The organism is Stenotrophomonas sp. PS02301, assembly GCF_029959485.1.
Classification (GTDB): domain Bacteria; phylum Pseudomonadota; class Gammaproteobacteria; order Xanthomonadales; family Xanthomonadaceae; genus Stenotrophomonas; species Stenotrophomonas maltophilia_Z.
On the sequence record NZ_JASCOO010000107.1, the window covers coordinates 1 to 14,012 of the forward strand.

15 protein-coding genes are annotated in these 14,012 nt (G+C 68.6%); 9 read left to right on the forward strand and 6 right to left on the reverse strand.

Going from position 1 to position 14,012, the window contains the following annotated elements; genetic code table 11:
- Positions 1-27: 27 nt before the first annotated feature.
- From QMX81_RS18220 to rnfB, 4 genes are all read left to right on the forward strand, one after another.
- Positions 28-432, forward strand: a complete 405-nt coding sequence (locus QMX81_RS18220) for a DUF2147 domain-containing protein (RefSeq protein ID WP_282263584.1) — start codon at positions 28-30, stop codon at positions 430-432.
- Between the two features lie 98 nt (positions 433-530).
- Positions 531-2,609, forward strand: a complete 2,079-nt coding sequence (gene metG, locus QMX81_RS18225) for a methionine--tRNA ligase (RefSeq protein ID WP_121038634.1) — start codon at positions 531-533, stop codon at positions 2,607-2,609.
- A 60-nt stretch (positions 2,610-2,669) separates the two neighbouring features.
- Entirely contained in the window at positions 2,670-3,311 is a 642-nt protein-coding gene (locus QMX81_RS18230; RefSeq protein ID WP_282263567.1) for an HAD family hydrolase, read from the forward strand.
- Between the two features lie 28 nt (positions 3,312-3,339).
- Positions 3,340-3,759, forward strand: a complete 420-nt coding sequence (gene rnfB, locus QMX81_RS18235) for an Rnf electron transport complex subunit RnfB (protein WP_121038641.1) — start codon at positions 3,340-3,342, stop codon at positions 3,757-3,759.
- Positions 3,760-3,856: 97 nt separating this feature from the next.
- Here rnfB and QMX81_RS18240 read toward each other — a convergent pair whose 3' ends face one another.
- Positions 3,857-4,204 (reverse strand): RidA family protein, encoded by a 348-nt coding sequence (locus QMX81_RS18240; RefSeq protein WP_121038644.1) that lies wholly within the window; start codon positions 4,202-4,204, stop codon positions 3,857-3,859.
- Positions 4,205-4,397: 193 nt separating this feature from the next.
- Between QMX81_RS18240 and mprF the strand changes: the two genes are divergently transcribed.
- Positions 4,398-6,962 carry a bifunctional lysylphosphatidylglycerol flippase/synthetase MprF gene (gene mprF / locus QMX81_RS18245; protein WP_282263569.1) on the forward strand — a complete coding sequence of 855 codons (2,565 nt, stop codon included), beginning with the start codon at positions 4,398-4,400 and terminating at the stop codon, positions 6,960-6,962.
- A 27-nt stretch (positions 6,963-6,989) separates the two neighbouring features.
- Here mprF and QMX81_RS18250 read toward each other — a convergent pair whose 3' ends face one another.
- The 4 genes from QMX81_RS18250 to QMX81_RS18265 form a co-directional block, all read right to left on the reverse strand.
- Positions 6,990-8,333, reverse strand: a complete 1,344-nt coding sequence (locus QMX81_RS18250; protein ID WP_121038650.1) for an AcvB/VirJ family lysyl-phosphatidylglycerol hydrolase — start codon at positions 8,331-8,333, stop codon at positions 6,990-6,992.
- Positions 8,334-8,411: 78 nt separating this feature from the next.
- Positions 8,412-9,059, reverse strand: a complete 648-nt coding sequence (locus tag QMX81_RS18255) for a DUF998 domain-containing protein (RefSeq protein ID WP_282263571.1) — start codon at positions 9,057-9,059, stop codon at positions 8,412-8,414.
- Between the two features lie 15 nt (positions 9,060-9,074).
- Complete coding sequence (locus QMX81_RS18260; protein ID WP_121038654.1) at positions 9,075-9,254, reverse strand: oxidoreductase-like domain-containing protein; 180 nt, start codon at positions 9,252-9,254, stop codon at positions 9,075-9,077.
- A 47-nt stretch (positions 9,255-9,301) separates the two neighbouring features.
- Positions 9,302-9,907: a hypothetical protein gene (locus tag QMX81_RS18265; protein WP_121038657.1), complete on the reverse strand. Its 606-nt coding sequence runs from the start codon at positions 9,905-9,907 to the stop codon at positions 9,302-9,304.
- A gap of 230 nt (positions 9,908-10,137) precedes the next feature.
- Here QMX81_RS18265 and QMX81_RS18270 point away from each other — a divergent pair, with 230 nt between their 5' ends.
- Positions 10,138-11,274, forward strand: coding sequence for a tetratricopeptide repeat protein (locus tag QMX81_RS18270; RefSeq protein ID WP_282263573.1), 1,137 nt, complete (start codon positions 10,138-10,140; stop codon positions 11,272-11,274).
- 6 nt (positions 11,275-11,280) lie between these two features.
- Here the strand turns inward: QMX81_RS18270 and QMX81_RS18275 are convergent, their stop codons facing one another.
- The gene (locus tag QMX81_RS18275; protein WP_019183411.1) at positions 11,281-11,616 is read right to left on the reverse strand and encodes a zinc ribbon domain-containing protein YjdM; all 336 of its coding nucleotides are present in this window, start codon (positions 11,614-11,616) and stop codon (positions 11,281-11,283) included.
- Between the two features lie 118 nt (positions 11,617-11,734).
- Here QMX81_RS18275 and QMX81_RS18280 point away from each other — a divergent pair, with 118 nt between their 5' ends.
- The 3 genes from QMX81_RS18280 to QMX81_RS18290 all read left to right on the forward strand — a co-directional run bounded on the left by QMX81_RS18280 (position 11,735) and on the right by QMX81_RS18290 (position 13,898).
- Entirely contained in the window at positions 11,735-13,090 is a 1,356-nt protein-coding gene (locus QMX81_RS18280) for an Hsp70 family protein (protein ID WP_121038664.1), read from the forward strand.
- A gap of 317 nt (positions 13,091-13,407) precedes the next feature.
- Positions 13,408-13,707 (forward strand): YkgJ family cysteine cluster protein, encoded by a 300-nt coding sequence (locus QMX81_RS18285; RefSeq protein WP_080114834.1) that lies wholly within the window; start codon positions 13,408-13,410, stop codon positions 13,705-13,707.
- An 11-nt stretch (positions 13,708-13,718) separates the two neighbouring features.
- A complete protein-coding gene (locus tag QMX81_RS18290) occupies positions 13,719-13,898 on the forward strand; it encodes a hypothetical protein (protein WP_019183415.1) in 180 nt (59 codons plus the stop codon).
- Positions 13,899-14,012 lie beyond the last annotated feature (114 nt).

Sequence of the window (14,012 nt, forward strand, 5' to 3'; positions counted from 1 at the left end):
ATCACCCGGGGGTGGGGGGCGCGGGGGTTGCGCGGGGCCGGGGGCGCGCCCCGCGCCGCCGCGGGCGCGGGCGGCCGCTGGAAGACCATCGACGACAAGACCGGCAAGGTGAAGTCGATCGTGGAGATCACCCAGGCCACCAACGGCACCCTGACCGGCAAGGTCGTGGACATCCTGCACTCGGACAAGGGCCCGAATCCGGTCTGCGACGGCTGCGAAGGCGCCAACAAGAACAAGCCGGTCAAGGGCATGACCATCCTGTGGAACCTCAAGACCGACGGCACCAACGCCTGGTCCGGCGGCACCATCCTGGATCCGGGCAACGGCAAGACCTACAAGTCCAAGATGAAGCTGCAGACCGGCGGCGCCAAGCTGGACGTGTCCGGCTGCGTGGCCTTCATCTGCCGCGCCCAGACCTGGGTGCGCGAGTAAGCCCGGCGCTGCTGTTGAGCCCCCGTAACCCGGCTTCGGCCGGGTTACTGCGTTTTGGCGTGCGATAATCCCCGGTTCCCCTGGCAACAGCGCTCATCATGACCCGCACCGCTCTCGTCACCACCGCCCTGCCCTACGCCAACGGCCCGCTGCACCTGGGCCACCTGGTCGGCTACATCCAGGCTGACATCTGGGTGCGCGCGCGTCGAATGAGCGGCGGCAAGACCTGGTTCGTCTGCGCCGATGACACCCACGGCACCCCGATCATGCTCGCGGCCGAAAAGGCCGGCGTGACCCCGGAGGCCTTCATCGCCAACATCCAGGCCAGCCATGAGCGCGATTTCGCCGCGTTCGGCGTGGCGTTCGATCATTACGACTCGACCAACTCGGCGGCCAACAAGGCACTGACCGAAGCCTTCTACCTCAAGCTCGAGGCCGAAGGCCACATCGCGCGCCGCTCCGTGGCCCAGTTCTACGACCCGGCCAAGGGCATGTTCCTGCCCGACCGCTACATCAAGGGCATCTGCCCGAACTGTGGCACGCCGGATCAGTACGGTGACAACTGCGAGGTCTGCGGCGCCACCTACAGCCCGACCGACCTGAAGGACCCCAAATCGGTGATCTCCGGCGCCACGCCGGAAATCCGCGATTCGGAGCATTTCTTCTTCGAGGTCGGCCGCTTCGAAGGTTTCCTGCGCGAGTGGCTGGCCGGCGACGTCGCCCTGCCGGGCGTGAAGGCCAAGCTGGGTGAGTGGCTCAATGCCGAAGGTGGCCTGCGCGCGTGGGACATCTCGCGCGATGCGCCGTACTTCGGCTTCCAGATTCCCGGCCACCCGGGCAAGTACTTCTACGTGTGGCTGGATGCGCCGATCGGCTATCTCTCCAGCTTCCAGGCGCTGTGCGCGAAGACCGGCGAAGATTTCGACGCCCACCTGCGCGCGGGCACCAGCACCGAGCTGCACCACTTCATCGGCAAGGACATCGTGAACTTCCACGGCCTGTTCTGGCCGGCGGTGCTGCACGGCACCGGCCACCGCGCGCCGACCCGCCTGCACGTCAACGGCTACCTGACCGTGGATGGCGCCAAGATGTCCAAGTCGCGCGGCACCTTCGTGATGGCCCGCACCTTCCTGGATGCCGGGCTGGAACCGGAAGCGCTGCGCTATTACTTCGCGGCCAAGTCCTCCGGCGGCGTGGACGATCTCGACCTGAACCTGGGTGACTTCATCGCGCGCGTCAACGCGGATCTGGTCGGCAAGTTCGTCAACCTGGCCAGCCGCTGCGCCGGCTTCATCAGCAAGCGCTTCGAGGGCCGCCTGGCCGCCGCGCTGCCCGATGCCGCCCAGTACGACCGTTTCGTCGCCGCGCTGGCGCCGATCCGCGAGGCGTACGAGCGCAACGATCCGGCCAGCGCACTGCGCCAGACCATGGCGCTGGCCGACGAAGCCAACCGCTATATCGACGATGAAAAGCCGTGGGTGATCGCCAAGCAGGACGGCGCCGACGCGCAGCTGCAATCGGTCTGCACCCAGGGCCTGAACCTGTTCCGCGTGCTGGTCACCGCGCTCAAACCGGTGCTGCCGGCCACCGCCGCGCAGGCCGAGGCCTTCCTGGCCGCGCCCGTGCAGGCCTGGACCGACATCGCCACCCCGCTGACCGCGCATACCATCGCGGTATACGCGCCCCTGTTCACCCGTATCGACCCGAAAAAAATCGACGCCATGACCGACGCTTCCAAGGACACCCTGCAGGCCGCCACCCCGGCCCCCGCCGCCCCGGCCAAACCGGCCAAGCCCGCTGCCGCACCGGCACCGGTTGCTGCGGCCGATGGCGAGGCCGCACCGGCCTACATCGGCATCGACGACTTCGCCAAGCTGGATCTGCGCATCGGCAAGGTGCTGGTCTGCGAGTTCGTGGAAGGGTCGGACAAGCTGCTGCGCTTCGAACTCGACGCCGGTGAGCTGGGCAAGCGCCAGATCTTCTCCGGCATCCGCGCCAGCTACGGCGAGCCGGAGCAGCTGGTCGGCCGCAGCGTGGTCTTCATCGCCAACCTGGCCCCGCGCAAGATGCGCTTCGGCCTGAGCGAAGGCATGATCCTGTCGGCCGGTTTCGACGGCGGCGCGCTGGCCCTGCTGGACGCCGACAGCGCCGCGTTGCCGGGCATGCCGGTCCGCTGATCGCTGCGGCAGGGCGGCCACCGGGTCGCCCTGCCACGCTCTTCTGCCTGGAGGTGTGGGTTGGAACTGGCGCTGTTCGATTTCGACCACACGGTCACCACCTGCGATACCTACGGGCGGTTCCTGCGCCGCGTGGCCACGCCCGAGCAGCTGGCACAGGCCTGGTGGAACGTCGGCCCGTGGTTGCTGGCCTATCGACTGAAGCTGATCTCGGCGCAACGCCTGCGCGCCCGTGTCACCCGCCTGACCTTTACCGACCGCCATCTGGAGGACATCACCGCACAGGCCGCCGGCTACGCGCGCGATGTACTGCCCGGCGTGATGCGGCCGGAGATGCTCGAGCAGATCCACTGGCACCTCAAGCAACACCACACCGTGGTGATCGTGTCCGGCTCGCTGGACCTCTACCTGCGCCCGTGGTGCGAGGCGATGGGGTTGCAACTGATCTGCAACCGGCTGGACAGCCACGACGGACGCCTCACCGGGCGCTACGCCGAGGGCGACTGCGCGCCGCACAAGGTGGAGCACATCCGCCGGCGTTACGACCTCGCGCGCTACCTGCGTATCCACGCGTACGGCGACAGCCGCGAAGACCGTCCGATGCTGGCACTCGCCCACGAGCGCTGGTATCGCGGCAAGCCCATGAAGCCGCGTCGGGATCCACCGGCGGGCACACCAACTGCCCGGGACAGCCGGGCCTGATGCCCCACCGCGCAGCCACCGCCACGCCATGAGCCTCCCCATCGACACCCTCACCGAACGCCTCGACCGGCTGTTGCCGCAGACCCAATGCGGGCAATGCGGTTATGACGGCTGCCGTCCGTATGCCGAGGCGATGGCACGCGGCGAGGCGGGCACCGATCACTGCCCGCCGGGCGGTGATGCCGGTGCGCGTGCCTTGGCGAATGTCCTGGGCGTGGCGGCGGTGCCGTTCGACCGCACGCGCGGTGCACACAAGGCACCGCAGGTCGCGGTGGTGATCGAAGCCGACTGCATCGGCTGCACCAAGTGCATCCAGGCCTGCCCGGTGGATGCCATCGTCGGCGGCGCCAAGTACATGCACACCGTCATCGCCGATCTGTGCACGGGCTGCGAGTTGTGCATCCCGCCGTGCCCAGTGGACTGCATCGACCTGGTCAGCGCGCCCTGATCCTTGCGTCGGCCGCTATGCGCCTTGGGGCGGCGGCAGGGTCTGGGCGCACGGCGATGCGTCGATCACCATGGCGCCCAGCGGGTGCGCGGTGCGCTTACGGCAATGCCGCCGTCACCACGATCTCCACTTTCCAGCTCGCATCCGCCAGCTTGGCTTCCACCGTCGCGCGGGCCGGGGTCATGCCGGCCACCACCCACTCATCCCACGCGGCATTCATGCCGGCGAAATCATTGATATCGGCCAGGAAGATTTCCGCGCGCAGGATGTGCTGCTTGTCACTGGCCACCAGCGCCAGCAGCTTGTCGATCTCTTCCAGCACCTGGCGGGTCTGGCCGGTGATGTCCTGGCTGGTGTCTTCGGGGATCTGCCCGGACAGATAGGCGACCTTGTTGTGCACGGTCATTTCGGACATGCGCGGACCAACGTCGAAACGTTCCAACATGGCGATTACTCCTCTGGATGGAACCGCATTGTCACCGATGCGGCGCGCGCCTGCCGGGCCCGGTGCGCAAAGCAGCCACAGCCCGCACACCGCGCCCGCTTGGCAAGCGTCGGCATCAGGCGCACGATTTGCCGGTCAGGCGGCCACGCCTGTGTTGACTCTTTCATCGCCCACCCCGGAGCACGCTGTACCGATGACCGACACCGCCCCTGCTCCCACCCCGGCCCGCGCCCCCTGGCGCCGCGCCGCGACCGTCGTCATCCCGCTGGTGATCCTGGCCTTGGCCCTGCGTGGGCTGGCCAACGAATTCGATGAGCATGGCTACCGCGCGATCCGCGAGGCGTTCCGGCATCTGGGCGCCGGCCAGATCGCGCTGACCGTGCTGCTTGGCCTGGCCAGCTATGCCTGCCTGATCGGTTTCGATGCGATCGGTCTGCGCCGCAGCGGCAAGCGCCTGCATCCGGCGCGGGTCGGCATCACCGCGTTCCTGGCGCATACGCTGGGGCAGACCCTGGGCTTTGCGGCCCTCACCGGCGGTGCCGTGCGCCTGCGTGGCTATGGCCGTGCCGGGCTGAGCCTGGGCGAGATCGGCCAGGTGGTGTTGATGAGCACACTGGGCTTCGTATTCGGTGCGTGGCTGCTGCTGGCGTTGGCCTTCCTGCTTGAACCCGGCGCGGCGGCGCTGGCGCTGCCGATCCCGGTGCAGGCGGTGCGGGTCATTGGCGTTCTCGGCCTGCTGGCCTATGCCGGCACGGTGCTGCTGGTCGGGCGTGAAGGCCGCAGTTTCCAGATCCGCGGGCATGCCTTGTGGCTGCCCGACCGCCGCACGATGCTCGGTGTCACTGCGCTGAGCGTGGTCGAACTGGTGCTGGCCAGTGCGGCGTTCTATGTGCTGCTGCCGATGGATACGCCAACCGGCCTGCCCGGTTTCGTCGGGCTGTATCTGGTCGCGGTGCTGGCGGGCCTGATCTCCAGCGTGCCAGCCGGCCTGGGCGTGTTCGAGTGGAGCCTGCTCAAGCTGTTGCCGCAGGTGGCGCCCGCTGCGGTGCTGGCGGCGGCGCTGATCTACCGCGTGACCTATTACGTGCTGCCGCTGCTGCTGGCTACGGTGCTGGCGGTTGCGCCGGCGCTGCGCCGCCCGCTGCGTGCCGGTGCTGGTGCGACCCGGGTCGGCTGGACCGCGCTGCGCCCGTGGCTGCCGCAGATCATCGCGCTGGCGGTGTTCAGCGTCGGCGCAGCACTGGTGATCGACGGCACCCTGCCGACGCCGCGCCGGCACCTGATCTCCGCCTCGCTGCCGATCCTGGAAACCTCGCACCTGCTGGGCAGTCTGGCCGGTGTCGCGCTGCTGCTGATCGGCCAGGGCCTGCAGCGGCGCAGCCACGCCGCGTGGATGCTCGCGCTCGGCATCTGTGTGCTCTCGCCCTTGCCGATCTGGCTGCGCGGTGGGCAGGTGCTGATCGCGCTGTCGGCGCTGCTGGTGGCTGCCGCGCTGTGGGCCTCGCGCCGCGAGTTCTATCGCCAGGGCGCATTGCTGGACGAGGCCTGGTCATGGCCGTGGATCCGCAACCTCGGGCTGGTGCTGGTCGCGGTGATCTGGCTGCTGTTCTTCGTCTACAGCCACGTGGAATACCAGAACGAGCTGTGGTGGCAGTTCGCGCTGCAGGGCAACGCGCCACGCGCGCTGCGTGCCTTGTTGCTGGTAGCGATCGCGCTCACCATCTTCGGCCTGGCACGGTTGCTGCACAGCACGCGCAGTCCGTTGCCGGCGGCCGATGCCTCCACGCTGGACGCGCTCGCCCCGATCCTGGCAGCAGCCGAAGACACCCAGGCGTGCCTGGTGCTCACCGCGGACAAGGCGGTGCTGCGTGATGAGGCGCAGCGGGGCTTCGTGATGATGCAGCGCTACGGCGGCTCGTTGATCGCGATGGGCGATCCGGTCGGCCCGCCCGACGTGGTGCGTGCGCTGATCTGGCGCTTCCGTGAGGAAGCTGATCGGCTCGGCCTGCGCCCGGTGTTCTACCAGGTCGGTGAGGCGCACTGGCAGACGTATCTCGACCTCGGCCTGACCCTGGTCAAGCTTGGCGAAGAGGCGATGGTGCCGCTGCAGGCGTTCACGTTGGAAGGCCGCGATCGCGCGGATCTGCGCCAGGCCTGGAACCGCGGCAAGCGCGGTGGCTTGAGCTTCCGGGTGGCGCCGCCCGAGGAAGTACCGGGATTGCTGCCGGCATTGTCGGTGGTCTCCCAGCAGTGGCTGGATGACAAGGCCGGCGATGAGAAGGGCTTTTCGCTGGGCAGTTTCGATCCGGCCTACCTGTCACGCTTTCCGGTCGCGCTGGTCGAAGCCGAAGGCCGCATCGTGGCCTTCGCCAATCTGTGGCAGGCACCGGCCGGCAATGAGCTGTCGGTCGACCTGATGCGGCATGTCGATGATGCGCCCAAGGGCACCATGGATTTCCTGTTCATCGAGCTGTTCCTATGGGGCCGCGAGCAGGGTTTCCATCGGTTCTCGCTGGGCATGGCACCGCTGTCCGGGCTGGCCCAGCATCGCCTGGCCGGGCGCTGGAACCGCTTCGCCAACGTAGTCGCGCGGCATGGCGAACGCTTCTACGGCTTCAGCGGCCTGCGCCGTTTCAAGTCGAAGTTCGCCCCGGTCTGGCGCGCACGTTATCTGGCCGCGCCGGGCGGTGTGCACCTGCCCGCCGCCCTGCTTGATGCGACACGGCTGATCTCACTGGACCCGCGCCGGCACGATTGAGTCTGTGCCGGCAGAGACCGCCGGCGCTCAGCGCGCCGGCAGATGCTGGACGATGGTATCGGCGAGGCGGTCGTAATCACCCTTGAAGTGATGGTCGCCGGGGAGCTTGATGACCTGCGCATTGCCACCGGCCGGAAGCGACGGGCACAGCGCGTCGCCGTCGTCTTCGCCGAAGACGCACAACGTTTTTCCGGCAGGCAGCTTGGCCACCTCCGGCGCGATCGGCAGGCCATCGCCACCGCCGCCGAGCCAGTTGCTGACATGGAACTCATAGTCGGCAGTCTTGCCCACCGAGAGCAGCGCGATCATCGAGACCGATTCCCGGGTAGCCGGTGACAGCTGATTGATTGCCGCCGGCAGCACATCGGCGCCCTGCGAGAAACCCACCAGCACCACGTTGCGGCGCTGCCACTGGCGGCTGTAGTGCGTGGCGATGCGCTCCAGATCGCGGGCGAAGCCCTCAGGCGTGCGTGCGGTCCAGAAGTAGCGCAGCGAATCCACCCCGACCACCGGCACCCCGGCCTCGCTCAGCGACGCGGCCACCTCCTTGTCCAGCCCGGCCCAGCCGCCATCGCCGGAGACGAAGATGGCGAAGGTGTCGCCCGGCTTGCTCGATGGAACGTCCACCACCGGCAGGCCCTTGAGGTCATCCGGCGGCGGCGCCAGGCTGACGCCCTTCTGCGCGCCGATCACCTTGGCCGCGGCCAGCAGGCCGGGCAACGCGTCGCCCCGCGCGGTGCGCTCGAACTGGCGCCCCATGCCGACCTTGCGCACGAATGCGGCCGACTCGCCGGCCGGGCAATGCACATCGCCGGCAGCGTTCAACCACGGAAAATTCAGTTCCGCCGGCTGCAGGCGGCCGTGGCTGCTGCCGGCGCCGCAGACCTTGCGCTCGCGCACGCCCGACGGGCAGAAGCCGGTGGTAAGCAGTCCAGCGAATACCTGGGTATCGGCCTCGGCGGCCACCGCGTACGCCAGCGCCGCGCCCTCGCCATCGCCGCCGATCAGCGGCAGGTGGTAGCCCGGCACGTGCAGATAGGCCTGGAACCAGCGCGAGAAATTCTCCACATCGCCGGCACCGAACGCGCAATCACCGCTCTTCTCGCGGGCCAGCACCTGGCGCAGATGCGCGACATCGACCTGGGCAACCAGCGCGCCTTCGGCACGCAGCGCATCGATACGCTGCTGGCTGTCGGGGTGGCCGGCAGTGCCGTCGAACCACACCACCACCCGCTGCGGGTGACCGTCCGGGAGGTACACCGGCACGTTCTCGAAACGACCGTGACTGAGCGGCGGCGGCGCGGCCAGCGCCTGTCCGGACATCCCCGCCAGCACCACACCCAGCATCATCCCCCAACCGGCTCGCCGCATCGTCGCGCATCCCATGAATAGTGTGCCAACGATACGCCCCTGCTCCGCCAAGGGCATGTACAGACCGTGGCCGGACGCTCAGCGCGCGTCGCGGCGCGCCTGCCGCCACAGCTGCCAGGCTACCGAGACCAGCCACACCAGCACCACGGCGATCACCAGCTTCTGCCCGGCGCCGCGCGGCGGGCCGCGCCACAGCACGTGCAGCCACAGCAGCACGAAGCACAGCCAGGCCCACCACCAGGCCGGCCCGGCCCAGCCGCGCCAGCGCGGATCGGCACGTAGATACCAGCTCTGCAGCAGCATCGCCACACTCACGCACAGGAACGCGGTATTGGCCGACAGCCCGTGCACCAGCGGTGCCAGCAGCGGCGCGCGCTCGGGCAGCCAGCTGTCGCCGATCGCCACGCCCATCAGGCCCAGCGCGGCTACCCAGAACAGCAGGGGGGCCGCTGCACTGCGTCGCGGCGAGCGACTGTTGGCATGCAGGGAGACGGCCAGCAGCATGATCGCCAGCGCCAGCAGGCAGTAAGCGGTGCGCAATGCCAGCCCCCACGGGCCATGCAGGTACAGGCTCAGGGTGGCCTGCACCCAGTCCAGGTCATCGCGTGCCCATTGCGTCCACAGCGCGGTAGCGATGAACAGCCCCAGCGCCATCAGCGTGGTCAGGGCGGCACGTCCGTGATGCTGCGCGGGCCAGCGGGAAGGGCATGGCAGGGGACGCGACATCTCCAGCTCCTGGGGTCAGTCGGTGGACTCGGGGTGACGCTCCTTCCAGGCGGCCAGCGCGGCGCGGTAGCGCTGCAGCTCATCGCTGTACAGATCCAGCACGCACAGCGGGCAGCCGCTGCCGCAGCACTCGTTGGGGCCGGGCTCTTCCGGCGGCTGCGGACGCGGATCGGGATCTGGAACGGACACGGACATGGCCACACACGTAGGGAAAACAGCGCGCACAGTGTAGCGGGCGTGGTTCAGCGCTCAACCCGCCGGCGCAGATTGTCGCGCGCGGCCGCATCCAGCCGCTGGTGGAAGAAGTCGCTCAGGAAGATCCGCGGTTGCGCCAGTACCTGCTTGAGAAAGCGCCGGCGGTTGAGCCGGAACAGGAAGCCCGGCACGTGCCCGGCGTACTCCTCGGCGATGCCGCGGTCGTACGCATCGAACACCGCCGCCGGCGCCCCCAGAATGGCCATGTCGCAATCCAGGAACAGCGCCGCCTCCGGGTCGACGTCGCCAGGCGCGAGCTTGCTGTGGCGGGCGGTCAGTTCGATCAGCTCGACCACCCGCGTCGCATCGATCCCGGCCTCCGGCAGCCACCGTGCGATGGCCTGGCGTGCCATGTCGGCCGAGCGCGCTTCGTTGTCGCCCCGGCCCGCGTCGTAGATGGCGTCGTGATAGAGCGCGGCCAGGTGCACCTCACGCGGCCGGACCCAGCCCGGACCGGCCTCGGCAACCGTGCGGCAGTGCTGCAGGACGGCCTGGACGTGCGACCAGTTGTGATACGCCCGCGGCGGCAGGGCGTAGGCGGTTTCCAGCGCGGCAAGCTGCCCGGCGGGCAGCGGAATCGGTTCGACGTGCATGCACGCATGATTGGCCGTCGCAGCGACGCTGGCAAGCCGGGCGGTGCTTTTTTGACCACCTTCACAGAACCGTTGCCGCGCAGTGGGTGCGTCCGGTTATCCACATGTTTGTCGACCGCTGATCCACATCCCCTGTGGATGGCGCGATCGGCCGATGAACGGCATGCCGGCGCCCGACGACCCGCCTAGACTGGCGTGGACGGACCCCAACGCCTCGCGAGGTGACGGCGATGACCGCATGCAGACTCTTCCTGATCGCGTGGATGGCCGTGGCCGCCACGCCGGTCTGGGCGGCCGACACGGCGCCGCCGGCCGCAGCTGAGCCAAGCGCCACCGCACTGCCCACGCCGGCGCAGATCCTTGAGGTGCCCGCCCCGCTGCTCGCCCTGCTGCACGAACGGGTCATCGATCCGGGCTACGCGCGCGAGCGCCGCCTGCAGCGGCTGGTCGAGATGATCTTCGACGAACACGGGCTGCACCTGGCCTACGACCCCGACGCGACCCATACGATCGGTGAAACGTGGCAGACGCGGCGCGCCAACTGCCTCTCGTTCACCCTGCTGTTCGTCACCCTGGCCAACCTCGCCGGCATCGATGCGCATGTCCAGGAAGTGGCGCAGGTGGTGAGCTGGTACCAGGCCTCCGGGGTGATCTACAGCGTGGGCCACGTCAACGCGGGCATCGTGCTGGACGGGCGCAGCGGCACGGTCGATCTGGACCACAGCGTGCTGTATGACCGCCTCGGCCCGCAGCGCATCAACCGGCAACGCACGCTGGCGCATTTCTACAACAACCGCGGGGCCGACCGCATGGCCGCCGGCGATACCGGGGGCGCGCGCGCCTACTTCCGCGCCGCGCTGGGCATGGCGCCGGACTTCGTGGCCGCCTGGAACAACCTGGGCGTTCTGGATGCGCGCATGGGCAAGCTGGACCAGGCCCGCAGGGACTATGGAACCGCCCTGCGCCTGCAACCGCGGCATGGCGCCAGCCTTAGCAATGCCAGCACGCTGTACCGGCGCACGGGCGACACCCGGCAGGCCGGCCTGCTGGCCAGCCGGCTGGCGCGCGTACAGCGCGACGATCCCTTCGCCCAGTACATGTTCGGCGCCCAGGCCGAGCAGCGCCGGGACTACGCCGCGGCGGTGCGTTTCTACCGCCGGGCCGTCCGCCTCTACGAGACCGCCCATCCCTTCCACTTCGCGCTGGCCCGGAGTTACTTCCTGGCCGGCGATGCGCGCCGGGCCTCGATCGAAATGCAGCGCGCAAGGGATCTGGCCGGCGAAAACGGCGACGCCCTCAGATCCCGCTACCAGGCCAAGCTGGACAGCCTGCAGCGCTGGCGCCAGCGCGGCACCAACGCCAACTGAGCCGGCTCAGGCCTTCTTGAGGAAGCAGGTCTTCAGGACCAGGCCCTTGATCTTTTCCGAGTTGCCTTCGATGTGCTCGGCATCGTCCTCGACCAGGCGGATATTGCGGATCACGGTGCCCTGCTTGAGCGGGATCGAGGAGCCCTTCACCTTCAGGTCCTTGATCACGGTCACGGTGTCGCCGGCGGCCAGCACGTTGCCGTTGCTGTCGCGTACCACCAGGGCCTCGCCGCCACCGTCACCGGCCGCCCACTCGTGGCCGCAATCCGCGCAGATGAACAGCGCGCCATCGGCATAGGTGTTTTCCAGGGTGCACTGCGGGCAGGCGGGAATGGCGGACATCGACAGCTCTTCGGTTACGAAACGGCCGTTAGTGTAACCGCCCGTTACCGGCTGCCCTTGCGTCGGCGGTCCCGTTGCCGCAAAGTGCGCGCCCCCTGACCACCGGCCCGGCCCCCGCATGAAACTCGGCATCGACTTTGGCACCAGCAACTCCGCCGCCGCCGTGGTGATCGACGGCAAGGTCGTGCCGATCCAGTTCGGCCAGGCCGAACAGTTCCGCACCACGGTGTATTTCCCCGAGGTGATGCGCGACCCGAACGACTTCGAACTGACCCCGGCGCTGGAACACGATCTGGCCCGGCTGGTCGACGCGGCCGCGCGCGATGCCCGCGCCGCCGGCCAGGAGCGTACCCCCGATGCACTGCGCCGCGAGGCCCTGCGCGTGGTGCGCCGGCAGTGGATGGAAGAGCAGATGCGCGCCCCGCTCAGCTCCACCACCCTGCTGCAGAACGCGGTCTACGGCGATGACGCGCTGGAGGCCTACTTCGAAGAGAACGAAGGCAACCTGGTGCAGAGCCCCAAGTCGATGCTCGGCTACAACCTGCACCCGCGTGCGCGCCAGACCATCGCCGGCATCGCCACGCACATCCTCGAGCACATCCGCCTGACCGCCTCGCGCCAGCTGGACACGCCGATCCGCACCGCCACGCTGGGCCGCCCGGTCCAGTTCCGCAGCTCGATCGGCGAGGCCGGCAACGCGCAGGCGCTGGAGATCCTGCACGGTGCGGCGATCGCAGCCGGCTTCGACAGCATCGATTTCCTCGAAGAGCCGGCGGCCGCCGCGATGCATTACCACGCCGAGAGCCCGCAGGAGCATGACGCGGTGGTGGTGGATATCGGCGGTGGTACCACCGATGTCGCCCATGCGCGCGTGGGCGGCGGCCAGGCCCCGACCATCCACCGCGCCTGGGGTATCGCCCGTGGCGGTACCGATATCGATCTGGCGCTGAGTCTGGGCGGCTACATGCCGTTGTTCGGCCGCGGCATCACCCGCGTGCCGGCGCACCACTATGTGGAAGCGGCGATGGTGCAGGACATGACCCGCCAGCGTGATTTCCGCCAGCACACCTACCGTGATGTGGACGCGCCGTTCGGCCCGCGCCTGACCGCCCTGCAGGACACCGGCAATACCGCGCGCCTGTATCGTGAAGTCGAGCGCTGCAAGATCGCCCTCAGCAGCGTGGCCAGCCACGACAGCGCGCTGGACTTCATCGAGCGCGGCCTGCAGATGCAGATCGATGCCTCGCGGCTGGAGACCGCCGCCGGCGGGTATCTGGGCGAGCTGACCGCCCTGCTGGAGCAGGTGCGCAGCGACATCGGCCACGACCCGGCGGCGGTGTTCCTGACCGGCGGCATGTCGCGCGCCGGCTACCTGCAGCAGGCCGTGGCCAACGCCTTCCCGGGCTCGACCCTGGTCCGCGGGAATCCGTCCTTCGGTGTGGTGCACGGGCTGGCATTGGCCGCCGCCAACTGATCCACCGGCAGCGCCAGGCCTTGCCCCGCAAGGCCTGAAGAGGCGTGAACGGCCTTATTAACAAAACGTTACGCCGAAAGCGCTATCATCTTTCGGCTTCAAAGCGCAATGCGCTTGACGCAACAAGCAACATCTTCCGGGCCTCCCAGGCCACCGTCCTCTTCGATGCTGCCACCGTCCGGACCTGTCCGCGGTGCCGGGATCGCTCATCGCTGTGATCCGGCTCGTTCACAGCCTGCTGCACCCCGAGCCGCCAAGAGACACTCAGATTGGGCGAACGCCTGGCTGCACTTCTTACATCGTCCGAGCCCGACCCCATCGATTGCCGTCGTTGCGACGCGGTGTGCTGTCGGCTCACCGTCACCGTCATGCCTGACGACAACGTGCCCGGTTACCTGCTGGACACCGATGCGCGTGGCGGCACGGTGATGGCACGCAACGAAGAAGGCTGGTGCGCTGCGATCGACCCGTATCACCTGCGCTGCACGATCTACTCGCAGCGACCCGCGATCTGCCGTCAGTTCGACATGGGCGGCGATGATTGCCGCCTCGTGCGGCAGGACTACCGTCGACAACAGCAGGATCTGTCGACGTTTTCTTCCACGCTTCATCCATAGCAGGAGCATCCATGGCTCGTACGCCAAAGACCTCCCCCAAGGCAAGCAACACCGTTCGCGTCGACCGCAAGCAAGGGTCCAACTCCGCCGTCAGCAGCCAGAGCATCGCTGCGGATCTGGCTGCCTTCCGTAAAGGTGGCGGCAAGATCGAAGTGCTGGGCAATACCCTGGCGCTGAAGAAAGCCGGCTGACGTTGCTGCCGACCGCACCGGCATTGGCCGGTGCGGTGGCCGCACTCAGCGGCCCAGGCTGACCCGCCCGCTCCCGGAATGGGAGTTGCTCGCAATATACCCATCGCCCGCCCC